19 protein-coding genes and 1 other annotated feature are annotated in these 26865 nt (G+C 59.7%); of the genes, 6 read left to right on the top strand and 13 right to left on the bottom strand.

Annotated elements, in window-relative coordinates; all coding sequences use genetic code 11:
- Positions 1 to 7 precede the first annotated feature (7 nt).
- Positions 8 to 784, bottom strand: coding sequence for a response regulator transcription factor (locus IDH44_RS17545; protein WP_190919940.1), 777 nt, complete (start codon positions 782 to 784; stop codon positions 8 to 10).
- Positions 785 to 1001: 217 nt separating this feature from the next.
- The gene (locus tag IDH44_RS17540) at positions 1002 to 2057 is read right to left on the bottom strand and encodes an LLM class flavin-dependent oxidoreductase (protein WP_190919939.1); all 1056 of its coding nucleotides are present in this window, start codon (positions 2055 to 2057) and stop codon (positions 1002 to 1004) included.
- Between the two features lie 208 nt (positions 2058 to 2265).
- Here IDH44_RS17540 and IDH44_RS17535 point away from each other — a divergent pair, with 208 nt between their 5' ends.
- From IDH44_RS17535 to IDH44_RS17520, 4 genes are all read left to right on the top strand, one after another.
- Positions 2266 to 3135, top strand: coding sequence for an AraC family transcriptional regulator (locus IDH44_RS17535; RefSeq protein ID WP_190919937.1), 870 nt, complete (start codon positions 2266 to 2268; stop codon positions 3133 to 3135).
- Between the two features lie 118 nt (positions 3136 to 3253).
- A complete protein-coding gene (locus IDH44_RS17530) occupies positions 3254 to 4117 on the top strand; it encodes a phytanoyl-CoA dioxygenase family protein (RefSeq protein ID WP_190919935.1) in 864 nt (287 codons plus the stop codon).
- A gap of 514 nt (positions 4118 to 4631) precedes the next feature.
- A complete protein-coding gene (gene hflX / locus IDH44_RS17525; protein WP_190919914.1) occupies positions 4632 to 5996 on the top strand; it encodes a GTPase HflX in 1365 nt (454 codons plus the stop codon).
- A 532-nt stretch (positions 5997 to 6528) separates the two neighbouring features.
- The gene (locus IDH44_RS17520) at positions 6529 to 7392 is read left to right on the top strand and encodes a ribosomal RNA small subunit methyltransferase A (protein ID WP_190919912.1); all 864 of its coding nucleotides are present in this window, start codon (positions 6529 to 6531) and stop codon (positions 7390 to 7392) included.
- Between the two features lie 140 nt (positions 7393 to 7532).
- Here IDH44_RS17520 and IDH44_RS17515 read toward each other — a convergent pair whose 3' ends face one another.
- The 10 genes from IDH44_RS17515 to IDH44_RS17470 all read right to left on the bottom strand — a co-directional run bounded on the left by IDH44_RS17515 (position 7533) and on the right by IDH44_RS17470 (position 23179).
- Positions 7533 to 8090, bottom strand: coding sequence for a cupin domain-containing protein (locus IDH44_RS17515; RefSeq protein ID WP_190919910.1), 558 nt, complete (start codon positions 8088 to 8090; stop codon positions 7533 to 7535).
- A gap of 190 nt (positions 8091 to 8280) precedes the next feature.
- The gene (locus tag IDH44_RS17510) at positions 8281 to 9264 is read right to left on the bottom strand and encodes a M23 family metallopeptidase (RefSeq protein ID WP_190919908.1); all 984 of its coding nucleotides are present in this window, start codon (positions 9262 to 9264) and stop codon (positions 8281 to 8283) included.
- 4 nt (positions 9265 to 9268) lie between these two features.
- A complete protein-coding gene (locus IDH44_RS17505; RefSeq protein ID WP_190919906.1) occupies positions 9269 to 10429 on the bottom strand; it encodes a hypothetical protein in 1161 nt (386 codons plus the stop codon).
- Between the two features lie 243 nt (positions 10430 to 10672).
- Positions 10673 to 12340 (bottom strand): 2-isopropylmalate synthase, encoded by a 1668-nt coding sequence (locus IDH44_RS17500; RefSeq protein ID WP_190919904.1) that lies wholly within the window; start codon positions 12338 to 12340, stop codon positions 10673 to 10675.
- An 89-nt stretch (positions 12341 to 12429) separates the two neighbouring features.
- Positions 12430 to 12690: a binding site (T-box leader), on the bottom strand.
- Positions 12691 to 12893: 203 nt separating this feature from the next.
- Positions 12894 to 16043: a beta-xylosidase family glycoside hydrolase gene (locus IDH44_RS17495; protein WP_190919902.1), complete on the bottom strand. Its 3150-nt coding sequence runs from the start codon at positions 16041 to 16043 to the stop codon at positions 12894 to 12896.
- Between the two features lie 78 nt (positions 16044 to 16121).
- On the bottom strand, positions 16122 to 17507 hold the full coding sequence (locus tag IDH44_RS17490) for a hypothetical protein (protein ID WP_190919900.1): 1386 nt from the start codon (positions 17505 to 17507) through the stop codon (positions 16122 to 16124).
- A gap of 213 nt (positions 17508 to 17720) precedes the next feature.
- Positions 17721 to 17951, bottom strand: a complete 231-nt coding sequence (locus tag IDH44_RS17485; RefSeq protein ID WP_190919898.1) for a hypothetical protein — start codon at positions 17949 to 17951, stop codon at positions 17721 to 17723.
- A 4-nt stretch (positions 17952 to 17955) separates the two neighbouring features.
- Positions 17956 to 19701, bottom strand: coding sequence for a type 2 periplasmic-binding domain-containing protein (locus IDH44_RS17480; protein WP_190919896.1), 1746 nt, complete (start codon positions 19699 to 19701; stop codon positions 17956 to 17958).
- 138 nt (positions 19702 to 19839) lie between these two features.
- Positions 19840 to 21435, bottom strand: a complete 1596-nt coding sequence (locus IDH44_RS17475; protein WP_190919894.1) for a response regulator — start codon at positions 21433 to 21435, stop codon at positions 19840 to 19842.
- Positions 21428 to 23179, bottom strand: coding sequence for a sensor histidine kinase (locus IDH44_RS17470; RefSeq protein WP_190919893.1), 1752 nt, complete (start codon positions 23177 to 23179; stop codon positions 21428 to 21430). Before IDH44_RS17470 ends, IDH44_RS17475 begins: the two co-directional genes overlap by 8 nt.
- 211 nt (positions 23180 to 23390) lie before the next feature.
- On the opposite strand from IDH44_RS17470, the gene IDH44_RS17465 reads away from it, so the two are divergent.
- Both IDH44_RS17465 and IDH44_RS17460 read left to right on the top strand, forming a co-directional pair.
- Complete coding sequence (locus tag IDH44_RS17465) at positions 23391 to 24242, top strand: ABC transporter permease (RefSeq protein WP_223869787.1); 852 nt, start codon at positions 23391 to 23393, stop codon at positions 24240 to 24242.
- Between the two features lie 27 nt (positions 24243 to 24269).
- Positions 24270 to 25148, top strand: coding sequence for a carbohydrate ABC transporter permease (locus tag IDH44_RS17460; RefSeq protein WP_190919889.1), 879 nt, complete (start codon positions 24270 to 24272; stop codon positions 25146 to 25148).
- A gap of 180 nt (positions 25149 to 25328) precedes the next feature.
- Here the strand turns inward: IDH44_RS17460 and IDH44_RS17455 are convergent, their stop codons facing one another.
- Positions 25329 to 26702, bottom strand: a complete 1374-nt coding sequence (locus IDH44_RS17455; protein WP_190919887.1) for an FAD-dependent oxidoreductase — start codon at positions 26700 to 26702, stop codon at positions 25329 to 25331.
- Positions 26703 to 26865 lie beyond the last annotated feature (163 nt).

Below are 26865 nucleotides of genomic sequence, written 5' to 3'. Positions count from 1 at the left end.
CGCACTTTTAGCTATACCGTTCTTTGTATTGGGCGGGCGTAAAGCCGGTATGCTTCTTGAAGAGCAGCGTAAAATGGGATTTGTTCGTATAGCCGACCAGCTCGGCGATCTGGTACACCTTCTTGTCCGAATGGCGCAAATATTGCTTGGCCTGTTCGATGCGGTAGGCCGTCAAGTAATCGAACACCGACTGGCCGCGGCACGCCTTGAACACCTGATTGATGTGGTTGACGCTGGCGTACAGCTCGTCCGCGATGTGCTGCACGGCAAGGCTCGTGCCATACCGTTCGTGCACGATGCCCGCAATGCGATTGGCCAGTTGCTCGCGGTAGCCCTCCTCCCGGACGACCTGCCCCGTGTCGCGCTCCTCCTGCAGCAGCTTGCGGCGCTCGGTCTCCAGCGTGCGCTCCCGCAGCACCTTGGACAGCGCCCGCTCCACGGTCGCTTGCAGCTCCGCCTTGCGCACCGGCTTCAGCACGTAGTCCGCCGCCTCGAGCTGCAGCGCCTCCTTCACGAAGGAAAAATCGTTATAATTGCTCATATACACCAGCTGAGTGGACGCATGGCGCTTGCGAATGCGCCGCCCCAGTTCGATGCCATCCATGAGCGGCATCTCGACATCGGTGATGACCAGGTCCGGCGACGCGCCTCCGATCCCCGACATCGCGTCGAGCCCGTTGGCGTATATGCCGGCGATCTCGCATTCGAGCGACTGCCACGGCAGTAACCCGGCGATCCCTCTTCGATCCAACACGTTGTCGTCTACGATGACTACCTGATACATCGGACTCCCCCTGCGCCGCTGCCGTGAGCAGCCTTATTCGTAACCGCTTACTTTTGCTATGCCTATTGTATACGATCCGTTTCCGCTTCTCAATGCCTTCCGTAGGACGGCGCGGCAACGAAAAAAACGCAAGCCATCGAGCTGCGATCACCCGATAACTTGCGTATATGAAGCCATCCCCGAATTCACGCTTCGACTTCCAGGCTCCGAACCTCGATTATTCGCCCCCCTCCGCCTCCCAGCGCGCGATCTCCTCGCGCACGCGCGGCGCCACCTCGGTGCCGAGCAGCTCGATGCCGCGCATCACGTCCGCGTGCGGCATCGTGCCGAGCGGCATGTGCAGCATGAAGCGCGTGATGCCGACCTGCTTGCGCAGGTAGATGATCTTGTCCGCCACCGTCTGCGGCGAGCCGACATAGAGCGCCCCCTGCAGCGTGCGGGCCGCATCGAAGGTGCCGCGCGTGTAGGGCGGCCAGCCGCGCTCGCGGCCGATTGCATTCATGCGGTCCTGGGTCGACGGGAAGAACTTGTCCGCTGCCGTCTGATCGTCCTCGGCGATGAACCCGTGCGAGTGCGAAGCGATCGGCAGCGCCGCCGCGTCGTGTCCCGCGCGGGACGCCGCTTGCTTGTACAGCTGCACGAGCGGCGCGAACTGCACCGGCTGCCCGCCGATGATCGCCAGCACGAGCGGCAGTCCGAGCATGCCCGCACGAATGACGGACGGCGTATTGCCGCCGCTGCCGATCCAGACCGGCAACGGGTCCTGCACCGGACGCGGGTAGACGCCCAGATTGTGAATCGGCGCCCGGTGCTTGCCCTTCCACGTGACCTTCTCAGACTGGCGCAGCTGGAGCAGCAGCTCCAGCTTCTCCTCGAACAGCTCGTCGTAGTCCTGCAGATCGTAGCCGAACAGCGGGAAGGACTCGATGAACGATCCCCGTCCCGCCATTACCTCCGCCCGTCCGTCCGACAGTCCGTCGACCGTCGCGAACTGCTGGAACACGCGCACCGGATCGTCCGACGAGAGCACCGTCACCGCGCTCGACAGCCGAATGCGCTTGGTCCGCGTCGCGGCTGCCGCCAGTACCAGCGCCGGTGCCGAGGCGGCATAATCCTCGCGATGATGCTCGCCGACGCCATAGACGTCGAGCCCGACCTGATCGGCCAGTACGATTTCTTCCACGACCTCGCGCAGCCGCTGCGCGTGGCTGATGACTTCTCCCGTCTTCATATCCGGCGACGTCTCGACGAAGGTGCTGATTCCGATTTCCATTGTGTAGTTCCCCCTTCTGCAAATATACTAACCTTTATTCAGTAAGTTTATATTGTATAGTATATCACAGTTTGGATAGAAGTCCAGTCCGTGCTCGTCTATTGATTGGCGCTGCATGACGTTGCGCGCCATTTCGTTTATACTGGTGGCATATCGGAGGAATCGGCGCAACGGCGCGGGCTCATTCACGGGGAAGGGACTGGTCGGCATGACCACGCACATCACATGGCTGGATGAAGTACACCTGGGCCGCTTCGCCGGCTTTGGCAAAGCGAATTGCGAAATCGGCTGGAATTGGTCGCCGCCTCCGCTTGTCGATTACGATCTGTGGTACGTCGTTGCGGGCAAAGGCGAGCTGATGCTTGAGGGGCGGCGCTACCCGCTGCGCAAAGGCCGGTGCTTCCTGGTTCGTCCCGGCGACCGGCCGGCGGCGAAGCAGGACCCGATGGACAGGCTGACAGTGATTTATATCCATTTTTCGATTGCAGAGAAGGCCGGGCCTGTTCAACCGGATGCGCTGCCGCCCCGCTGCACAGATCTGGAGGACCCCTATTTTTTTGAAATGCTCCTGCACCGGATGCTTCATCTGCTCTATTACGAACCGGACGGGAAAGAACAGGAGCTGGACTATGTGCTCAAGCTCGCGTTGCTGCAGCTGTACCGCGAGCATGCTCGCGCGCCTGATCCGGCGATTGAATTGCCGCGCAAGCAAAAGCATCTGGTCGGACAATTGATCGCATACATGCGGGAAGAAGGCGGGCGCCGCATCCCGCACCGCGAACTGGCGGACCGCGTTGGCTTGTCTCCACAGTATGTAAGCGCAATGTTCAAGAAGCACACCGGCACCTCGTTGAAGCAATACATGACCCGGGTAAGAATGGAGCGGGCCGCGCATCTGCTGGCCGAAACGTCGATGAATGTGACCCAGGTGGCCGAAGCGCTGCACTACACGAACATTTACTTGTTCAGCAGGCAGTTCAAGCAGCATCACGGCTGCCCGCCTTCTCGCTTCCTGTACAAATCGGCGCCGACACGGACGCATTCCGGTACGCCACAACCCGGAACGGAAGCCCCCTGAACGCGTCCATCGCTATCGAGTAAGTATAAAAAATACGCAAGTGGCTGCATGTCTGGCGAAAGGACTCGCATGCTAGAATGAAGAGGCCAGAAGTCAAAACTTACCGGAGGAACAGACCATGGCCAACAAAACGTTAACCGCTTACTTGACACCGGAAGACGAGCAACTCGCCAAAACGATCGCCACGTCCATGTACCGCTACGACAATACGAACGCCGACAGCATCCCGACCTGGGCGCAACTGACGGATGCGCACGTGAAGCAGTTCTGGGAGCAAGGCTATCTCGTCGTCGACAACGTCCTGAATGAAGCGGAGATCCGGCAATCGATCGACGCGTTGATGGATATTGTACACGGCCGCTCGACCGGTTCAAAGCTGCAGATCGTCAAGCCGAAGGAAGGGATCAAAACAGCCGAGGATCGGGAGCTCGCGGCCCGAAAGGCCTACGATTATCTCGATCACGAGCCCCGGCTGCGAGCCGTCGCGGAGCATGCGGACATCATGAACGGCATGGCGCGTCTATTTGGCGAACCGGCCAAAATCGTACAGGATCAAGCGATCCTGAAGCCCCCGACCGGGGGAGCCGAAAAGCCGTGGCATCAGGATATGGCCTACGGTAATCTGGCCTACGACCGGTCGGTCGTCGGCATCTGGATCGCACTCGATCCGGCCGAGCTGGACAACGGTTGCATGCATGTCATCCCCCGCTCCCATATGCACGGCGGTTCGCCGCATTACTCCGTACGCGACTGGCAGCTGTGCGATGTGAACGTGCAGGTCGACCAGGATGTCGCAGTACCGCTCAAGCCCGGCGGCGCTTTGTTGTTCTCGGGCTTGCTGCATCACGGGACGCCGCCGAACTTCTCGGTCAAACGGCGCCGGGCGCTGCAGCTGCATTACGCGCCGCAATCCGCGGTCAAGCTGACGCCGCGGGAATACAAGCGCATGTTCACCAACGAGATGACCAACGCCGAATGTTGATCGCCAGCCATTTCGTCTTGCCAATTGCCCTGCGCCTGTGTTAACCTGAAATTACTTTTTCAACAGAACGGAGGGTTAAGTGTGATTGATTATATCCGGATTCGCATGATGCGCGGCTAATGTTGCCCACGTCTAAGCTCTGCCTTGCCGGCGGAGGAATCAGGATCGATCTGTCCACTTGCCCGTATTTGTTTTTCGGGAGCGGTGCGTAGGCCACACGTCGTTTGTTCGATTCGCTGAGCCAGCCGCTTATTGGCAGCAACGCACGCAAAGGCGAGCTGCCTTTGCAAACTCGCATGATGATGGACGCAATAGGTTTGCGATACGCGACCCTTACGCTTTCACCGTGCGTACGAGCGGCTGCCCCTCCCTCTCCCCATACGGCAGCGCCCTTGCGGCGCGCAGCATCCACCTGATTCCATACCGCCCTTTGCGCACAGGCAGACCGCCCGTGCGTTTTTTTGTGCGCCGCGACAGGCGCAGTCCCTGGAATAAGGAAAGGATGATTCCCGATATGACAACCGAACATCAATCGCATAGGACAACCGAACATCAATCGCGCGTCCTGCTCGTCGGCATCGAATTGCCGGAGCAGCGTGATTTTGACAGCGCTATGGAAGAACTGGCGAACCTGGCGCTCGCCTGCGAGCTGGAAGTCGCAGACTCGCTCACGCAGAAGGCGGAGCGCATCCACCCCGCTCACTATATCGGCGCGGGCAAGCTGGAGGAATTGCAGACGATGCTGCACGCCTACGAGGGGGCGGACGTCGTCTTCAACGACGAGCTCTCCCCTGCCCAGATTCGCAATCTGGAGAAGCGGCTGGACTGCCGCGTCATGGATCGCACGATGCTGATCCTCGAAATCTTCGCGCAGCGCGCCAAGACGCGCGAGGCGCAGCTGCAGGTCGAGGTGGCGCGCCTGCAGTATATGCTGCCGCGGCTCGTCGGCAGCCGAGAGTCGCTCGGCCGCCAGGGCGGCGGCGGCGGGACGGGCCTGAAGAACCGCGGCTCCGGCGAGACGCGACTGGAACTGGACCGTCGTCGCATCGAGGAGCGGATCGCGATGCTGCAGGCCGAGCTGGAGAAGCTGGTGCGCCGCCGCCAAGTGCTGCGCCAGCGGCGCAATGCCGGCGAGGCGCCCGTCGTCTGCCTGGTCGGCTACACCAATGCCGGCAAGTCGTCGCTGCTGAACGCCATGCTGGAGACGTACCACCCCGGCAGCGACAAGCAGGTATTCGCCCACGATATGCTGTTCGCTACGCTGGAGACCAAGGCGCGCGGCATCGTCCTGCCGGGCGGGCGCAGCTTCGTGCTGACCGATACCGTCGGCTTCGTCAGCCGGCTGCCGCATCATCTGGTCAAAGCCTTCCGCTCGACACTCGAGGAAGTCGCCGAGGCTGACCTGCTGCTGCATGTCGTCGATGCGTCCAATCCCGAACACCCCGCGCATATGCAGGTCACGCGGGAGACGCTGCGCGCGCTCGGCGCCGAGCAGATCCCGACGCTCGTCGTATACAACAAAGCCGATCGGACCGACCGGCCCTACCCGCTGACGGACGGCGACGCCGTCTGGCTGTCGGCGCGCGAGCTGCGCGGCATCGACCGGCTGGCCGATGCGCTGGCGGAGCGCGTGTTCGCAGATTATGCCCGCTTCGTGGTGCGGATTCCGTACGACAAGGGACATCTCGCCGCTTACTTCAACGCGCATGCCGACGTGCAGGCAACCGCATATGACGAGGACGGCACCAGATTGACGCTGCTCTGCCGCAGCGCCGACATCGCCCGCTATCAGGATGAGATCACGGTGCTCGAGGGCGACTTGCCCGTGCCGGAGAACGGCGCGATGACGAAGCAAGCAGCGAAGACTGCGCGATCTTAGACGTTGAAGCAAGTTTCCTGATTTCACGATCTTAGACGACGAAGCAAGTGTCCCTGACTTCGCGATCTTAGACGACGAAGCCGATGTTGCCGACTGGGTGCTCTTGAGAAAATTTTAGGAAACGGAGGGATTACAATGGTTGATCAAATGGTCTGGGTTCGCGCCGGAGGACGTCTGCGTGCGGCAAGCTTGGCCGCCGCGGCGCTGCTCGTCGTGTCTGGAACCTGGATCAGATCTGCCCGCATGCGCACAAGGGAACGAAGCGCGAAAGCGAACACCGCAGCCGTCCGGCTGCGCCCCGCTGGCTCGCCGCTTCGCCTCCGCCCGCGCATGCGCTTGCGGAAAAGCTAATTCAGACGACTGCCGCTATGCGCAGTCCATTCCGACACACCTGCAGTTGCCGTGACGGCAGCAAGCAGGTGTGTTTTTTTGTGCTTGATTTGCTTGTTTTTATGCTTGTTTTTGTGCTTGTTTTTCTTGTTTTTGTGCTGGAAGGAAGGTTTGTACATTTCGTATTCGGGAGGAAAAGACGATGACTGTAAAAAAACAAAGCGGGCGCACGCGCGCCAAGTCGCCTCAGACCGGCGCGCACGCGCCGCGCGGCCAGCACTTCCTGGTCAATCGCGACGCGATCGACCGGCTGATCGATGCCGCCGGCGTTCGTCCCGGCGATACGGTGCTCGACCTGGGCGCCGGCACCGGCGCCATCACCCGCTCGCTCGCGGGAAGAGCGGCGAACATTATCGCAGTCGAGAACGATCCTGCGCTGATTCCCGTGCTGCGCCGCCTGGCCGCTGCGGAGCCGGCGATCTGCGTGATGGCGCGCGACATGCTGGAGCTCACGCTGCCGCAGCGGCCGTTCCGCGTCGCGGCCAATCTGCCGTTTGCCTGTACGACCGCGATGCTGCGGCGGCTGCTCGGTCAGCCTGCTACGCAGCTGGTCCAGGCCGGCTTGATGCTCGAAAAAGGCGCGGCGCTTGGTCTGACGCAGTCCGAGCTGGCTCGCGCGGAGGTGCTCGTCTGGCGGATGTGGTTCGAACTTGCGTACGAACGTACGATTCCGCGCGCCAGCTTCTCGCCGCCGCCGCGCGTCGACGCCGCGCTCGTACGCATCACCCGCCGCCCGCAGCCGGAGCTGCCGCCGGGCGAGCGCGCGCGCTTCGCACGACTCGCCGCGCATGCGCTTCGTGCGCCGGCGCAGACGCTGGAGCAGGCGCTGCATGGCATTTTCACGCCGCCGCAGCTCGCCCGCATGGCGCGCCAGCACGGGCTCGATCGCCGCCAGCCGGTCCGCACGCTGCACACGCGCGAATGGGCGCGTGTCTTCCTGGCCATGCGCGAGCACGTACCTCCCCATCGGCATCCGCGTAGTACGGGGAAACGCAACCGCCGATAAGGTCGGCTTGTATGCGCGCAGGTGGGTCCGGTCTGACGGGTGTGCGCAATCCATCAAAAAACGCAAGCGGCAGGATCTCCCGATCCTGTCGCTTGCGCTTTTCCGTTTTTGGTAGATCGGCACAACGCCACCTCGCTCCGTTACACCCGGTACCCGCGCCGCTCCGCCGCCCGAGCCAAGCCGCCGAGCACGAGTCGCTGCAGCCAGAGCGGCGGTCCGGCCAGGTAACCGTCGATGCTCGCCCAGGCCGCGCCGAGCCACAGCGGATGTCGCGGCATGCCTCCCTTGCTCAGCTTGCCTTCCAGCTCCAGCTTGTGGATGAGCGCGAACATTTTCCAATGCTGGCCGGGCGGGCGAATCGTGTGAAGGGCGACGAGCCCGTCCTCGCTCTCATTCCAGAATTGATGCACCTGCCGCGGCCGCACGGTCAGTTGCTCGCCCGCCAGCAGCACGCGATCTTGACCGTCCACACGGAATCGCATCCGGCCTGCTTCGACAACAAACGATTCCTCCAGCTGCGGATGCCAGTGCGGCCCATTCATCGCCCCCTGCTGCGGGATGCGGTGCTCCAGCAGGAGATAATCACCGGTGTCGTCCCGACCATGATCGACAAAGGTGATCGTCCGGCCGTCGCGATGCGTCAGCACGGTGCCCGCTTCCGGCAACGACGACGCCGGTCTTCCTGACTGATGTGACATGCCGCTCCTCCATTCCCGTTATGCAGCCAGCATAGCACAATCAGGCGCTGCCCGCGATACCGGTTCCAGCGGCAAAACCGAACATTTATTTACAATTACGTCGTCTGGTCGATGACTCCTATAGACGCTCGTTTCCGGGAGTGGAGCGCAATTTTGAACAAATCGTTTTCCTCGAGCTTTGTTTGAATAATTACTCAATAATGAATGATCGATAAATGGTGTTGGCTCGAGATGATGTCAAAGGAGCGGTTGGATGCTCGTAGTATTGCGGCCAAAAACCAGTCTTATATGACCCTGAAAAAGTAGGATCTGTACTTCTATATGCAACTAAATAGTAGTAAATAAAATCTCCTGAAGCAGCTCCTGTCGCGGACTTTAAGTCAATCTTCCAGCGGTGGTAGCTTGGTGTGCTTATTGTGAATGGTGTGGTGGATTTTGCCCAACTTCCACTCCAACCAACTTTATAGTAAAGTTCAATTTTTGAAACATCGTATATATTCGTTGAATTGTCCGTCGCTGCATATGCATTTATATAAAGCGTATTGGTCACAATGGCATCTCCAGAAATGAAATCCAGATGCGATCCGAAATTCCACGTCGAAACCGATCTATAAAAACCATACAACTTATATGTTAAAGAGGAGATTGAATTAGTTCTATGAAAATGAAGATGTGGCGGGTACACCTTATACGTGTCTATCGTCCCTATAGATTGATTAACTGAAAATGTATCGCCCACCGAGATTCCGGTAGTCGAATTACCATTGGGATCAATATGCAAGTATCTAACGTAATAATTATCGTAAATCCCGTCACCATCAATATCATGATTTAATGTAACAGAACCGAGTTGACTTGATGTATTATGTTGGACTGCAACAACTTTTCCTGGAAGAATCGGGTATACTAGTGTTCCTGCAGAAGCTTGCAAATCCGCACCTTGATGAGGATTGGTACCTGAACTCCGCGGCTGATTGGTTTTACTATTTACTCTTGCCCAGACGTCACTTGAACCCGAGCGAATTGGGGAGCGCCCGTTTGTAGAACCATAACTCGATAAACCATAAACTTCGGCAAAGACGCGATCATAGTCTGCTGCTTTCGCATTATCTATTTTAACAAAAGGTGTCGCCAAAAGTGAAAGTAGAAACAATGAAACAATAATTTTTTTCATTGGTTTAGTTCCCCTTGATTTCATTTAAATTTGTAATATAAGATGTCTCTGCTCCAGTATTTAGATGCCGTGTATGAATCATAAATTGGTCCTCTGTAATCCATTGGCTATCCAAAATAAGTTGACTTTCCGGTTCATCCAAATGTTTAATTTCCAATGTTTCAAGATTGATAATTTCTAAAGTACGAGCTGCTTCCATTTTATCGGGGGCATTAAGCACCAGAGCCCAAGGGCTATTCCTTATAGTACGGATGAAAGCTACCTGATTAAGCGGTTCAAACTCTAATTGTCGAATTTCATTATTTTCAAGGTTCAGAATGTTGACTTTTTCATACTCATCTTGATAAACAAGATAAGGAAAAGCTACTCCGGAGGTCAACGCAAAATCAGCAAGAACCGAAATAGAACCGTCAACAAGATTTACCAACTCGATTTTTTCAGAACGAAAAATAATGGCTTCTTTATCTTGAGCCCAACCAATAAAAGAATATCCTCCATCCATAACTTTTTTCTCACTACCGCTGGACAGATCCTTTATCCACATTTCCCCATTATAATTTTGATTGTATATTAAATTTCTTGTGGTGTGAAAAAGAATGTAATTCCCATCCAGGCTAACATGCGCGTCTCCCCCCCAAGAGGGAACGATTCCTTCGATATACAACTGATCCAGATCTTTTTTCTTGTAATTATTGACTTCATTTTTTAAAACAGGAGAAATCAATTTGCGATTCAAATCCACAGAATATAGGTTCCCTTTATACTCGATTAAAGAGTAATTTTGGTTAGGTACTTCTGTCAAAATGTAAGGTTCATCATTTATACTTATCGGTTTTCTTCCTAATTCAGTTTCAATTCCATAAAATTTTAATAATTGATTTTCTTTACCATCATTAAACTGTATGGTTTCAATGGTGATGATTCCTTTATCAACAAACGCATCTAATTCTTTAGTTGGATTTCCTGTAATTGAATCAATCGAATTAATAACACTATTTTTCTCTTTTTCCCCTGGTATTGGTATTGTGCTATTTTCTTGAATCGACAAAACACCTTCTGTCTTTTCCATTTTCCCCCATGGAGTTACATTTCCCCAAACTAAAGTGCTAACGGAGAGACTTGACGCCAGCAAAATAAACCCTATCACAACACTCTTTTTTTTCAAATTAAACGCTCCTTCTGTTTTATTTCTAATACTTTACTTCTAGCTAAGTCCTCTCCTTTATATCCAGATAATACATACAATACATGATTTAACCGATTTAATGAATAGGATATTTTGTAAGATATTGTCGAATGAATTCTACTTCATTTACGCAATGAAAAGCCCCCCCCTCTCCCGCAACGTTGCGGAGAGGGAGGGCTTGAGGGTTGTGTTGGACTGTGAAGCTGTCTCATTCTGTTGAAGCTAGACCGATTCCCGCTGCAGACGGTTGACCGCGCTGACCAGCGCCTTGACCGACGAGGTCATGATGTCGACGTCAATGCCGCAGCCCCAGTGCACCATGCCGTCCGTGCCGGTGATGCCGATATAGGAGATGGCCTGCGACTTCGAGCCGACCTCCAAGGCGTGCTGCTTGTAAATGAGATCGCCGTACGTCAGATCGAGATGCGCCTGCAGCGCGCTGTTGATCGCGTCCAGCCGGCCGTTGCCGGTGCCGCTACATTCCTGTTCTTGCCCGTCTACGCGGATGGTGACCACCGTCTCGAAATCGTCCTGCTTTGTCGTGCGGTAGCGGACGAGCGCCACCGGCTCGTCAATATTGACGTATTCCTGCATGAAGATGTCGTGAATTTCCTTCGGCTGCAGCTCTTTGTTCTGCCGGTCGGACACATGCTTCACGGCGTAGCCAAAGCTCTCGCGCATCTGCTGCGGCAGATCAAGGCCGTAGCTCTGCTGCAGGATGTATCCGATGCCGCCCTTGCCGGACTGGCTGTTGATGCGGATGATGTCGCCCTCGTATTCGCGGCCGATGTCCTTGGGATCGATCAGCAGATACGGCACGGACCAGGTCTGACCCGGCTGCTCCTCGCGCCACTTCATGCCCTTGGCGATCGCATCCTGATGCGAGCCGGAGAAGGCCGTGAAGACGAGCTCGCCGCCGTACGGATGGCGCTCGGTCACCTTCATCTTCGTCAGCTTTTCGTACACCTTGATGATTGACGGGATATTGTCCAGCTGCAGCTGCGGATCGATGCCGTGCGAATACAGGTTGAGCGCCAGCGTGACGATGTCGACATTGCCGGTGCGCTCGCCGTTGCCGAACAGCGTGCCCTCGACCCGCTGTCCCCCGGCCAGCACGCCCAGCTCGGCGTCGGCAACCCCGGTGCCGCGGTCGTTGTGCGGATGCAGCGACAGGATGACATGCTCGCGATACTTCAGATGCTCGCTCATGTATTCGATCTGGCTGGCATACACATGCGGCATCGACATCGAGACGGTAGCCGGCAGGTTAATGATGACGGGGCTGTCCGCGCCCGGCTGCCACTCGTCGAGCACGCGATTGCAGATCTCCAGCGCGAATTCGATCTCGGTCCCGGTGAAGCTCTCCGGCGAGTATTGGAACTTGAAGTTGCCCTCGGTCTCCTCGGCGCATTGCTTGAGCAATTGCGCGCCGCTGACGGCGATGTCGATAATCTGCTGCTTCGACTTGCGGAATACCTGCTCGCGCTGCGCCACCGAGGTCGAATTGTACAAATGGACGACCGCCTGTTTCGCCCCGCGCAGCGATTCGAACGTCTTGCGGATAATATGCTCGCGCGACTGCGTCAGCACCTGGATCGTGACGTCGTCCGGGATCAGATTCTGCTCGATCAGCGTGCGCAAGAAGGCGAACTCCGTCTCCGAGGCGGCAGGGAAGCCGACCTCGATCTCCTTGAAGCCGATCTCGACGAGCATGTGGAAGTATTCCAGCTTCTCCTCCAGCGTCATCGGCACGATCAACGCCTGATTGCCGTCGCGCAGATCGACGCTGCACCAGGTCGGCGCCTCCGTGATGTACTCCTTTTTCGTCCAGTTCAGGCTCGTCTGCGGCGGCATGAAGTAGCCGCGTGCGTATTTGTCTACGTTTTTCATGTGTATCGACCTTCCTTTCCGTATTCATGTGTCCAGCGACACGCGAGCAGCGCGGCGCAATCAAAAAAGGCCTTCCGTCTCCCTATAACAATAGAGACGAAAGACCTTGACGTCTTACGCGGTACCACTCCACTTCATGCCGCGCGCGGCATGCGCTCAATAGATACGGACTGCTGCAGCAGCCTTATATCCTCCCAAGATAACGGTAGGGCTCCGGCTCCGCCTACTGGGGGTCCCCGTTCAGCGAGCTACTCCGAGGCGAGTTCGCATTTCCGTTGCGGCTGCTTTGCACCGGCCAGCAGCTCTCTGCACGCTTCGAAAATGGTACTATTCCTCATCAACGTATACATGTATTGTTGATTATCATACACAATTCCGAGCAAGGAATCAAGAGGCTCGTGCATTTTGCTTCGATCGGAGGCTCGTCCTGCACCCGAAACACCGCACGCCGAAATGGGCGTGCGGTGCCTATCATGACTGATCACCGAGCAAGCGCGTCATTGGACATGCGCACGTACTGGAGTCCAGATCAGCGACGACACCGGTATCGGCATCAAGGCGCGAGCGCGCCGCTGGCCATGCGGATGTAGTCGACGTCCAGGCCGGAGGTGACGCCGGCATTGGCGCTGCCGCCGAGCTTGAAGATCGCGCTGCCCGAGCCGTTGCTCGTCGCCCCGCTCCAGGCCGGGCTGCCGTCGACATACAGATCGTAGGTATAATCGTCCTGCACGACCACGCGGTAGATGTGATACGCCGTCGTGTCCAGCGTGTACGCGTGCTGAGGGCTGCTCTCGCGATCCTGCGCCGCGCCGGATGTGCCATGCGGCAGGAACAGCCCGATATTGTAGTCGCCGCTGCGTACGGCAATCTCATTGGTCGAGCCCGCCGCCGTCGCCCGCGCCCGCACCTCGAAGGTGAACGGCGCGGCCGGGGCGGAGAAGTCCCGCTTCGTCAAGAAGAAATAATTGTAGACGCTGTCCGTAATCGAGACATAGCCGTCCTGCTGCGTCGCGCTGCCATTGGAACCGGCGGTCGTCCAGCCGGCGTCGTAATCGTCGAGCTCGTCGTCGATCAGATTCCACTCGCCGACCGGCTCTTCCTCCTGCATCACGCGGAAGTAATCGAAGTCCGCCGTCAGCGTCGTGCCGGCGCAGACGATCAGGCCGATCTTGGGATCGTCCAGCTCGGCCGTCTGGGCGGTCCACACCTGCGTGTAGGTGTCGCCGTCCGCCGAGTAGTAACCGCTGTACGTATCGCCTTCCTTGACGATCCGCATGTACGATACGCTCGAGGCGATCGTGTCCGGCGTCTCTACGTGCGTCCGCACCGCGTCGACCTGCTTGGTGAATTGGAACTGATTGCCCGAGCCGTACAGCCGCGTCATGCGGAAGTAGGTCTGGTCGCTCTCGTACACGATCAGCCCGCCCTGCGACCATTGCCCGGTCGGCTTGCCATCCATCTTGGTCTCGATCGTCCAGTCGCCCTCGGGCGCGCCGGTCAGCAGAATGTTGCGCGCCGTCGCGCCGCCGTCGACGATGTCCCCGGACTCGCTCACGATCCGCATCGCCCCCGGCTCATCCGTCAGCGACCAGTTGGCGCTGTTCTCGCGCACCCAGTTCCACTGGTCATCGAGCGTCGCGCTGTTGAATTCGTCGTCGCCCCCGACGGTATAGACCGGCCCGCTCGGGCCGCCCGGCGCCGCGCTGAACTGGATCAGCTCCAGATCGTCGAAGTAGACGTCGCCGCCGCCCCCCGCCTTGTACAGGAAGATCGTCGCGCTCGTCGCGCCTGAGCCGGTCGTGAAGGTCAGCTCCTTGCGGCCGTAGGCGGACGCATTGCCGACATAGGCCGATTGCTCGGCGGCACCGTGGTTCTTCACCCCTAGCACCGCCCCGCCGCCGACGCCGCGGCCGTAGCCGTACAGCTTGTAGATCGTATTGGGGTACAGGCCGGTCACCGTCTGCTCAGCGCCGGCGTAGTTGCCCGTCAGCTTGGCCGCGTAGTCGCCGGTATGCGGCAGCGCGCCGTCCACCGTTGCCCCGTTGTAATGCAGCGTCCAGCCGCTGAAGTCGCCGCTCTCGAAGCCCGGATTGGCCAGCAGATTGTCCTGGCTCGGCGGCTCCGGCAGCTCCGGCAGATTGTCCGGATCCAGGCCCGGTCCCTCATAAGCGCCGATGTTCGGCGCTGCAGTCGCCGAGACCGCATTGCCATAGTAGTCGAGACCGCCGTTGCCTGCGATGACCTGACCCGCGCCGATCGCCGGCGACGTGTCCAGCAGCTGGTAGCCGATCAGCGTGTCGCGTCCCAGTCCGCCCGAGCCCGGCGAGGCCAGCTGCGGATCGGCCGTGATCTTGTACGGATCCGACGGCTCGCTCGCCGGATGATTGCCGTAGAACAGATTGTTCTCGAAGACGTTGTTCGTGCTGCCCCCGAAGCTGTAGCCGCCGCTGCCGAGGTTGACGATCAGATTATTATAATAGTACGTATCCGAGGCATAGCCGCCCCAGTTGAGATAATCCACTACCTTGGTGTTCGAGGTACTCGGCAGATACACTGTATTGTTGTAGATCGTCGTGTTGTCCGGATTGCCGCTGAAGTTGAACACCGCGCCGCCGTCGTTCTGGCTGATGTTGTAGCGGATGACCGTGTTCGTATTGTAATTGGACGCGTTCGTGCCGTCGCTCACCGCCAGCGACATGCCGCCGGCGTTGTTGTGGCTGTAGTTGTACTGGATGATCGTGCCGTCGCTGTTGTAGTCCGAGTCATAGGCCATCGCATCGCCGCCCGGACCGGTGTTGTACACTTCATTGTACTGAATGACGGCGTCCTTGGAGCCCCACACCCACAGCGGGACATGGTAGCCGGAGGCGCGAACATGCGTGTCGTAGACGACATTGTGCTCGATGAGGCCGTCCGTCGTATTGAGAATGAAGGCGCCGTCTGCGGCGATGTCGTAGATCACGTTGTTCTGCACCTTGAGCCCCGTCGAATACGTGCGCTGCGCGCCGTTGAGGTAGACGCCGACGCTGTCGAGCGAGTAGATCGTATTGTTGCGGATCGTGACATCGCTGACATGATAATCCCAGCTCTCGCCCCAGACGATGATGCCGCCGTTGTGCGCGTAGTCGCTGGAGACGTCGCCGCGCACATCGTGGATCTCCAGGTCCTCGAAGACGAAGTGCTCGTAGACGGTCGGATTGGAGAAGCCGCCGCTCGTGCCGTCGACGTGAATGCCGCGGCGCTGGCCGGGCGTGGACGCGTCGTTCGTAATCTCGAGATTGCGCACTTCCCACTGCTCCTGATTGTAGAAATGAATCGTCGCGGGTACGCCGCCGCCGGCGAGCAGCGGCTTGTCGCCATCGCCGTACCTATCGATGGTGATCGGACTGCCCTCCGAGCCCGAGCCCTGCGGCGTCAGCGCACCGCTCCAGACGCCGCCCGCCTTGAACAGGATCGCGTCGCCCGGTTGGAAGACGACGCTGTTGACCTTGGCGAGCGTCTGCCACGCAGCGCCGGCCGAGGTCCCCGCATTGGCATCGTCGCCGCCAGTATCGTCGACATAGTACGTCGTGCCTGCCGCCTCGGCGACCGGCAAAGGCGCCAGCGGCGCAGGCAGCAAAAAGGCAGCCGCCGCCAGGACAAAAACAAGCAGCAGCGCGACTGGCCTCGCGGCCCTCTTCGTTACAGCACCCTTACGAATCATAATCGATCTCCTCTCGAATATACGTAGTTACGTTGCAGTGAACCTCGATTGTCGCATCGTTGCAAATTTCGTAAGCGCTTACGGAAGAAGCCGCTCAAGCGCTTCTTCATCCATCTGCACCTTCGCTTCGCCGACGAGCGCGTCCACATACGCGTCGTAGGCGCGGGCTTGGCGAGCCTGCGGATCCGCTGCGGCCGGGACCTGAGCGCGCTGGCGCGGCGGGCCGGTGATCATCACTACCGTGTATTGCCCCAGCGCCGGCTCGTCGAATACGCCGCCGATATCGCCCTCCGCACGAGGACCGTTCAGGTAAGCGTACAGCTCAGGTCGCGACTTGAACCATTGCCGCGCAGTCAATTCGTCCAAGGTTCGCGCCGCCACGTCCGGCCCCGCTTCATGGCCTGCTGCGCCCCGGGACGCGGTCAATGCATGCCAATCACCTCCCTCGCCGAGTTGTTCATACACCCGCTCGGCCGCCTTGAGCGCCGCCTCGCGCTGTTCGGCCGTCCCCGCCGCAGCCTCCGAATCGCGATAGCGATAGACCGCCTCGACGAACGGCACCTCCGGCTCGGTCCCTGCGATCACCGTCTGACCGGCAGACTGCGCATTTTGTTGTGCTTGTCCTTCGGGTTGCGCTTGACCTTCGTGTTGTTCTTGTTGCTCTTGTTGCTCTTGTTGCTCTTGCTCGCGCTCGTACGGCGCAAGCTCGCCCTCCGGTACAAGGTCGATCAACTGCGTCCGTTGCCGGCTGACGAGATACGGGACGAAATGCTCGAGCTCCAGCTTCGTCGGACCATAGATCGGCTTACCTTTGTCTAGCGCTGCTGCGCGGCGCGCATTCTCCTGCTCCAGCAAGCGCTCCAGCTCGGCCAGCGTCGGGGTCTGCAGCAGACCGTATTGGCTGGCCAGGCCGAGCTGGATCTTGAGCCTGACCGCAGACTGCACGGCCGCCTCCCGCAGCGCCGCTGCCGGGGTCATGTCCGACGGTCCGGCAGGCGTGTGCCAGTAGTCGGCATCCAGGACGCCCGACTGCTCCTGCGACGGATAACGCGTCAGGATAGCGGCGCGATTTTGAGCGACGGCGTAGGCATACTCGTCCTGTGTGATCGGCATTCCGTTCACGCTGCCCACCGCTTCCACAGCCACTGTCTCACCCGCTGCGTCGCTTGCTGTCTCGTTTGCCGTCTCTCCGGCTGTCTTGTCCGCGGTAGTCCTCGCTCTCTCGCTCGATGCCTCGCTGCCGCGGCTGGCCAGCCAGCCGCTGAGCAGCACGCCCAATACAATGGCCACGGCCGCAACAGCGACGAGCATGAGCGAGCGCGATTTGCGCACGGAGGCTTTATGATCCGTCGTGTTCCGCAGTTGTGTCTTATTCTGCTGCGTGTTGCGCTGCGACTTTTCAGGCTTCGGCGTTTTACTCTGCGAGGCTGTGCCCGGCGAGACCGTTCTTCCTTTTCTCTTCATCCTCCCCCTCCTTTTTCCATTTTGGTAGCGTTATCATTTCCTGGCAGCGTAAAAATCGAACGGATGCATCGCCTGCGTCCCCTTTCCTCTGCACAGGGAACGCTTTCTTCGTCTGCACGGGGAACGCCTTCTTCGTCTGCATGGAGGAATGCCTTCGTCGACTGCTTCCCCCTTGGTCTCATGGTCTCAAACCATTAGCTAGTCGGACCGACTTCAGACTGACTTTAAGAGCCCAACTTTTGCAGCAATCCGGTTCATTTCACCGGTCTTCATTTTTGGAAAAACTCGCTCCTTTTCAGCAGTCCCGATTGCTTGAAGCAGTCCGACGCCTTCGGGCGCTTCCGATTCCTTGGAGCGCCCGAACTGGTCGCGGTCCAGCCTTGCACCATGATGCAAGGCTGGCTCCTTCCTGGCATGCCGTTTGCTTACTTCTTGGCTCATCATCTGCTTACTTCTTGGCGTACCACGCGTTCACTTCGTCGGTCACTTGCTGGCCGCCGATCTTTTTCCACTCTTCGACGAAGGAGTCGAAGTCGGAGATCGGCTTCTTGCCGTAGATCATGCTGGTGAACGTCTCGCCCTCGAGCTTGGCGAGAATGCCGCCCTTGGATTGCAGCGCCGGCGTATTCGCACCGGTGAACTGGGTCGGGATATAGACGCCTTGCTCCCATCCTTCGTTGACGATCTGTCCGGCTCTGAGCTGATTCGGGTTGGTCCGCGTCATGCGCACCTCCGCAGCCGTCTCCGGCTCGGCGCCCGAAGCGATTTTATCCATCATCTGCATCAGATCGAACGGCGCCGTCGGGTTGTAGAGGAAGTACTTCATGATGCTGACCTTCCCGCCCGGAATGGCGTCCTCTTCCGTCGAGATCGTGCCGTCGTCCAGCACGGTGTAGTCGTAATCCTCGGCGAAGCCGTTCTCGAATTCGCCGCCCGCATCGCGGCCGCTGACGAGACGATTCAGATACAGGAAGAGCGCATCCGCATGCTCGAAGTCCTTGCGCACGAGCATGCCGCCGCGCAGGAATTTCGTATCGCGCGCCGCCGCCACGCCGTCCAGCGTCGGGACCGGGAACGGGTTCATCGTAGCGCCCGGCACGTTCTTTTGCAGATCCGGCACCGGCCAGTTCATCAGCCAGTAAGGCGCCACCAGTATGCCGATCCGGCCTTGGCCGGTGAGCTCGGCAAGCTTGTTCTCGTCATGCAGTCCGGCTTCCTTGGAGATGAAACCCTTGTCGTACCAGCTCTTGATGCGCTCCAGCCCGGCCTTCATCTCCGGCTTGGTCGAGCCGTGCACGAGCGTGTCCGTCTCTTCATCCAGCAGCCATTGCGCCGGGATCGTGCCGCTTGGCCCGAACACCCAGGTGCTTTCGCCGAGCCAGCCGGCGAACGGATTCGGATTGGAGCCGCCGCCTGCGCCGAGGCTGAGGCCGAGCGGGATCAGATTGTCCACGCTGCCCGGCTGCTCGTCCTTCATCGCTTGCATGAGCGCTTCCAGTTCCTCAAAGGTCGTCGGCGCTTCCATGTCCAGCTCGTCGAGCAGATCCTGACGAATCCACATGACGGCGTTGTCATTGCCGGCGTTGGCAAAGCCCGGCAAGCCCATTTTTTTGCCGTCGTACATCATCTGGCTCCACATCAGCGGGTCCGAGCCCATGACCTCCTGGTACCAGTCGGAGGCGTACATTTCGAAATCCTCGGTAATGTCACGGTAGTACCCGGACTCGATCATTTCGTTGAGCAGCGTCATGTCCTCGGTTTCCAGAATGTCCGGCAGCTGCTCGCCGGAGGTCAGCATCAGCCGAATTTTTGTCGCGAATTGATCGCCGGGCACCTGCCACAGGTACTCGATATCGATGCCGAGTTCGTCGCGCGCCCATTGCGTGTGCACGTTGTTTTCGACCGTCTCGCCGTTCTTGAATTCAATCGTGTTGTCGGTCGCCTTGACCGTCGTGATCGTGACCGGTTCCTCGAACTTGTATTCCCCGGCACGGATCGCGGCCGCTTTTTCCTCGTCCGCCGCGGCGTTGTTCGCGCCCGCATTCCCCGCATTTTCAGACGCGCCGTTGTCGCCGCCCGCGTTTTGCCCGGGCTGGTTGTTCCCTCCGTTATCATTTTGCGAGCACGCGCTCAGCAGTCCGACCAGCAATGCGGCGATCAGCAGCATGAGCGATAGCTTGTGTCTCCTGTACATGCGTGAACCTCCCTGTGTACCCTCTGAATTTTTGTAAGCACCTTCATGGTAATACACAGGCCAGGAAGCGGGGTAGAGTGAAACTGTTAAGATCGGGTAGCAATTTGTTAAGATTGCCGGTTGCCGCCTAGCCGCCGCTCACCGTTCGTCGAAGCGGTCGCGATACTCCTGCGGCGTCGCCTTGTAATACGCCTTGAACAGCTTGCTGAAGTACGGCGGATTGACGAAGCCGAGCATGCCCGCCAGCTCATAAATGCGCGTATTCGTGCTGCGCAGCAGCATCGCCGCCTTCTCCATGCGATAGCGCATGATGTAATCGCTGATGTTCTCCTCCGTCTCCTGCTTGTAGAGCGAGGACAGGTACACCGGGTGCAGCTCGACGTGGTCGGCGATCGATTGCAGCGAGACGTCGCCGCTGATATTGCGCTCGATGAAGCGGTGGATCTTGGCGATCAATTCGCGGCGCGGATCGGCCGTCTCGCCGCCCGCCGAGGCCTCGGCCTGACGCAACACGGCCGCCGTCCACTCCGCCATCAGCTCGGGGCGGCGCAGCACCGGACTGTCCTCGCCGAGCTCGGCCTGCCAGCCCGCCAGCTCTTGCAGCGTCTTGCCCTGCAGATGCGCCGCGTATACGAGCGCCCCCCGCAGCGCATGGTACACCTCGTGCAGGTACTCCTCCGTCTCGGCCTCGCTGCTCGCCAGCGCGGCCAGCAGCTCCTCCAGCCGCGTCTGTGCATCCTGCCACCGCCCGCCCTCCAGCAGATGCTGCAGCGTCGGCGGGGCGTACAGCGCGTGGAGCGGCTGGGCCAGGACGCGCGGCTGCCCGCCCTCCAGGACGAAGCCGCGCGCACTGCGCGGAATTTTGCGCAGCTCGTTGCGCAGCTCGCGATAATGGCTCGGCAGCTCGCCCGGGAATTGCGTCTGCGGCTGGACGAGGGCGGATACCCGCCCCTTGAGCAGCGTCTCCACCTGGCGCTGCAGCTCGGCGAGCAGGTCCAGCAGCGGGGGCGGCGTCTCCCCCGGCGACAGCAGCAGCAAGGGGAGATAGCCGCCCTCGCCGCCGCCCGGCCACACCGCGTAGGCCGAGCCGAGCAGCTCGGCGGCCATATTGCGCACCGCATAGCCGAACAGCGCCTCGTCCTGCGGCTTGTCCTCGCGGAAGGCCTGCTCCAGCCGCAGCAGCACGAGCGCGCAGGCCGCGCCGGGCCGGAAGGCCAGCTCATATTCCTGCAGCCGCGCCTCCAGCTCGGCTGCGGGCGCCGTGCCGTCGAGCAGCTCGCCGAGCAGCCGCGCCCGCAGCTCCGGCAGATGGGTGCGCAGCGCGAGCGCGGCGCGCGCCGCGTCTCCCGCATGCCGGCGCTCCTTCAGGATGCCTGCCGCGACCCGGCCCACCTCCGCGAGCAATTGCTCGTCCTGAATCGGCTTCAGCAGATAGCTGACGATGCCGTAGGCGATCGCTTCGCGCGCATAAGCGAATTCGCCGTAGCCCGACAGCAGCACGACGCGGATGTGCGGGTAATGGTCGCGGATATGCGCGCTCAGCTCGAGGCCCGACATGCCCGGCATGCGGATGTCGGTGACGACGATATCGATGCGATGGGTTTTGAGCACCTCCGCCGCTTCCTGGCCCGAGGAGGCCTGACGGACGGCGCCGATGCCAATCGCGTCCCAATCGTTGTCGATCATGCTCTGCAGCAGCATCGGCTCGTCATCGACCAGCAATAGCTCAATCATGGGTATCCTTCCCTTCCTGTTCCGTATCCACTATGCGCCAGCGCAGTGTGACCGCCAGTCCGCTCAGCCGCTGCGAGGCGGTCAGACTGATGCCCGCTCCCGCGCCGAAGCGCTGCCGCAGCCGCTCGTTCACATTCCACAGCCCGCAGCCGATCGTCTCGTCCATCGGCAGCTCCAGCCGCTGCATGTAGGCCTCGATCTCCGCCTCGCTCATCCCGCTGCCGCTATCCTCGACCGTGACCATGCGCCACGGCCCCTCGATGCTGCCGCTCACCCGCACCCGGCCGCTGCCGGGCAGCGGCTCGACGCCGTGCTCGATCGCATTCTCCACGACGGGCTGCAGGATGAGCCGCGGCATCGGCTCCTCCAGCATCTCCTCGGGCAGCTCGACCTCGTAGGCGAGCCGCTCCAGGCGCAGCTTGTAGATCGCCAGATAATGACGCACCAGCTCGGCCTCCTCGCGCAGCGGCGGCGTCTGATTCTCGACGCGGGTCGTGTACCGGTAGTAGTCCCCGAGGTGAAACGCCATTTGGCGAATCGTATCGGTGTAGCCGCCTTTGGCGCAGGCGGCGATGAACGAGAAGCAATTGTATAAAAAATGGGGGTGAATCTGCGACTGCAGCTGCTTGAGCGTCGCCAGGCGGGAGCGGTTCTGCTCCTCGTACACATTGCGAATCAGATGCTCGATCTGATTGCCCATGTCGTTGAAGCGCCGCATCATGTAATCGAATTCGTTGTGAAAACGCTGATGAATCCGGTACGTATAATCGCCGATCTCGAATTGCTTCAATCCCTGCACGATGGCCGAGATCGGCTTCTGCACATGCAGATACAGCAGGTACGTGGCCGCCATTCCGAGCAGCAGCACGGCGAGCAGGCCGAGGTAGAACAGGTTGCGGCTCTCGACAATCGGCGCGTGAATGACGCTGAGCGGCACGTAATCGATCAGATACGCGTCCAGCGACGGGACATACAGATGGCTGAGATAGGCCTGCTGACCCTCGACGTGCAGGCTGCGATGTCCCGAATCGCCGAGTTCTCCCTGGAGCAGCTCGGCGCCCAGCGCGCGTGCCTGCTCGTCCTGCCCCTCGACGCCGCCGAAGGCCGCGCCGCCGCTGGCGAGCAGGAAGGTCTGACCGTCTCCCTCCTGGCGGAATTCGCGGAGCATCTTGCGAATATTCTCAAGGCCGAAGCGGACCTCGTAGACGGCGTTGACCTGCGGCGTGTCGCGCTTGGAGCCGAACGGGTCCCACATGAACATCTGGTAATAGCGTCCCCGGCCGCTCCCATCCGTCAGCAGCCGCCATACGCCGTTGTCCGCGGCATCCAGCTCCAGGGCGTTGAACGGATCGGTCGGCAGCGTGGAGATGCGGCGCTCGATCTCCGGCAGCGACACGGACAGCTCGTTGCTCCACGGACTGGACAGGCTCTGCAGGCTGAGCTTCTCCTTGAGCTGCGTCTGGTACGTGCGCGTCCCGTAATAATCGCCGGTGAGAATGCTGATCTGCAAATTGAGCACCGACGAATCGCGCGACAGCACGCTCGAGGCCATCGCCAGCCGGTCGACGTTGGAGACGATCTGGCTGCGCAGGAAGCCGAGCCGGTTCTCATTGCTCGCGGTAATCTGGGCATCGATCGTGTCGATGCTGACGCGGCTGAAGTACGTGTACAGCAGGACTGCCGGTACGACGACGATCAGCATCACACCGATCATGCGGATTAATATTGGACGGTGTCGGCTCATCGGCCATGCCCCCTTAACAAAATGACAGGTGATCTTAAAATCTGCTGCCTATACACCCTGCAGCGGCAATTTTACAATGAGAACACAGTCATAATCAACTGGGAGGAACGGATTTATGAACGAGATTGCCGTGCCAAGCGAAAAAGCGACGGCACAAAAAACGAAGCGCAGACGGACGTTCTCGATCCGTCATACATGGCGGCTGCATGTGATGCTGCTGCCCGCGGTCATCATCGCGCTGATTTTCAAGTACGCGCCGATGCCTGGCATTATCATGGCCTTCCAGGACTTCAAGCCCTGGCTCGGCATCGACGGCTCGTCGTGGGTCGGCTGGGCCAACTATGAGCTCATCTTCACGCTCAGCGACGCGCGCCAGGTCATCGTCAATACGCTGCTCATCTCGGCGCTCAAGATCGTATTCGGATTGGCGGTGCCGGTCGTGTTCGCCCTGCTGCTCAACGAGATCCGCCATATGGGGGTCAAGCGCTCGGTGCAGACGCTGGTATACTTGCCCCACTTCATGTCGTGGGTCATCCTCGGCGGCATCCTGCTCGATCTGCTGTCGCTGGAAGGCATCGTCAACCAGTTCATCGGCTGGGTCGGTCTGCCGCAGGTGATGTTCCTCGGCGACGGCGGCTGGTTCCGCTTCACGGTCGTCGTGAGCGATCTGTGGAAGGAATTCGGCTTCTCGGCCATTGTCTTCCTCGCCGCGCTGTCCGGCATCAATCCGGCGCTCTACGAAGCGGCCGAGATCGACGGCGCCGGGCGGATGAAGCAGACGATCTACGTGACGCTGCCGTCCCTGCTTCCGATCATGATCGTCGTCTTCACGCTCTCGCTGGGCAACATGCTCAACGCCAACTTCGATCAGATCTACAACCTGATCAACCCGCTCGTGCTCTCGCAGGGCGATATCATCGACACCTATGTGTATCGGGCCTTCCAGGAAGGTCAATATTCGCTCGCGACGGCAGTCGGCGTGTTCAAATCGCTCGTTGGCTTCATTCTGATCGGCGGCGGCTACTACATCGCGTACCGCTGGGCCAACTACCGCATTTTCTGATGCCCGCTCACGTTCAAGGAGGACGTCATGTATCATAAAAATCCAAGCTACAAAACCTTTTACGGCTTCAACGTCACCTTTTTGATTCTGATTTCCATCTTGTGCATCCTGCCGCTGATTCATGTATTCGCGGTCTCGCTGAGCGGCAAGTCGGCGGCCGACTCCAATCTGGTCACGTTCTGGCCGATGGACTTTACGTTCGAGAGCTACGCCGAGACGTTCAGTAACCGCAACTTTCTCTCGTCGCTGCAGATGTCGGTCATGCGCGCCGCCGCCGGCACCGTGCTCGGCATGGCCGTCACCGTGCTGGCCGCGTTCTCGCTGTCGCGTTCGCCGCAGGAGTTCCGTTCCCGCACATTCTATGTCTGGTTCTTCCTGGTCATCATGATCTTCGACGCCGGCCTCGTGCCGACGTACGTGCTGATCCGCAACGTCGGCCTGATCGACTCGTTCTGGGTGCTGGTCATTCCGCATCTGGTCAATGTGTGGAACATGATCCTGATGATGAACTTCTTCCGGGCGCTGCCCAAAGACCTGGACGAAGCGGCGATCATGGACGGCGCCTCGTCCTTCACCATCCTGTCGCGGGTGTATCTGCCGATCTCGATGCCGGCCATCGCGACACTGTCGCTCTTCACGCTCGTGTTCCACTGGAACAGCTGGTTCGACGGGATGCTGTACATGCTCGACAACACCAAGTGGCCGATGGCGACGCTGCTGCAGACGATCGTCGTCGTGCAGGACTTCAGCAAGACCGGGATCAATCCGGAGGACCTGGACCTGCTCTCCAACCGCAGCGTCAAGTCGGCGCAGATCTTCATCGCCATGCTGCCGATCCTGCTCGTGTACCCGTTCCTGCAGCGCTTCTTCGTCAAGGGCATCGTGCTCGGGGCGGTCAAGGAATAGCGGCTGCGCGACGCGTCGCAAAGACCCGGTTAGCCGAATGAAGCAAACCGGGTCTTTCACATTTTAAATCATGCGCTTGTCTTGATCTTGTACTTGTCTTGATCTTGCACTGGCTCTGCGCGGGTCCTGCACTGGCTCTGTATTTCTCTTGCACTTGCCAAGCGCTCGCTATATTGCGAGCTAGGGCGCTGTCTGTTTCAGGCGCGCCTGCGCCTCTTCGCCGATCCAGGCGCCTTGACGCATCAGCTGGCGCTGCAGCGCCTCCATATCCACCCTGCGGCTCGCGGTCCGCCCCGACTGGGCGAGCAGCGCAGCCGCCGTGCCGGCCGCCTCGCCCATCGCGAAGCAATTGGGCATGACGCGCGTCGAGCCCTGCGTGGCACGGTCGGTCGAGATCGCCCGTCCGGCGACGATCACATTGTCGATCCCGACCGGCAGCATAGCGCGATACGGGATGCCGTGCGACTGCCCCGCCGGCAAGTGCACCATCGTCATGCCGCTGGTCGGCTTGGCCATATGGATGTCGATGAAGTACGCATTGCGAGCGATGTCGTCGGGGAAGCTGCGGCAGTCGAGGAAATCGTCCGCCGTCACGACGTAATCGCCGACGATGCGGCGCGTCTCACGGATGCCGACCTGCTCGCCCGTCTGCCCGAGGCAGGCCTGCTCGAAGCCCGGCACCGCGCCTTTCAGCCATTGCACGATATGATGCACGAGCGCGCGGCCCTCGATCGCGCCGCGGCTCAGATCGTCGGCATCGGAGCCGTCGATGCCGAACACATGGCCGAAGTTGAAGCCCGCCGTATGCGCGTTCAGCCACGATATGCCCGCCCACTCGCGGGCGACCTTGAGCTCGCCTGCCGCCTTGGCCTTGTGAATCGCATGCTTCAGATCGCGGCCCGACGTCTCGGCCTGAGCTAGGAAGCGGCTGCGGTCCAGATTATGCAGCACGAAGCACATCGTCCCCGGTTGCAGCTCGCCCTCTTCGCCGCCTTTGGCGAACTGGCCCCCGGCATGCCAGGTGATGTCCGCATCGCTCGTCGCGTCGACGTACAGTTTGGCCTTGACGGCTTGCGTCCCCGATTTGTTGTGCAGGATTGCCGCCTGGACCGTGCCCGCCTCGTGGACCACATCGCCGACGAAGGTATGATAGAGCACGCGTACGCCTGCGTCCGCCATCTTCTCGTCAAGCAGGCGCTTGAGCACCTCCGAATCGATCGGCACCCAGTCGTAGCGATCCTTCCACGTCTGCTGGAATTCTTCTTCCATCCGGCGCTTCATGTCCTCGAGAATTTCGAAGCCGATGCCGCGAATGACCGGCTTCTCCTGATCGGTATACGGACAGAAGGCCGGCACCTGCGACACCGTCGCCATCCCCCCGAGATAGCCGTGCTGCTCCACGAGCAGCACGGAAGCCCCGTTTCGAGCAGCCGCCAGCGCCGCGCCGATCCCGGCTGGTCCCCCTCCCGCCACCATCACATCGACCTCGGCGTAGACGGGAATGTCCCGTTGCGGCTGCTTGATCGACCCTTTCGACTCCGCTTGATTGCGCATTGTGATTGCCCCTTTCCATTGCAGATCTGCTGCAACTCTTCCTTGTTTTGACCATTACGCTGCGCACTTGCGCTTCACATTTTACTTGCTCTATTTTCATTATAGAGCGTGCAATCGTTTCATTTTAGTTTCGTTTTGGTTTCGTTTTTGGGCGATTGTGGCG

The organism is Paenibacillus sabuli, from assembly GCF_014705605.1.
Lineage (GTDB): Bacteria > Bacillota > Bacilli > Paenibacillales > Paenibacillaceae > Paenibacillus_D > Paenibacillus_D sabuli.
Note: the sequence above shows the minus strand (reverse complement) of the source record. Positions and strands in the feature narration are given on the sequence as shown.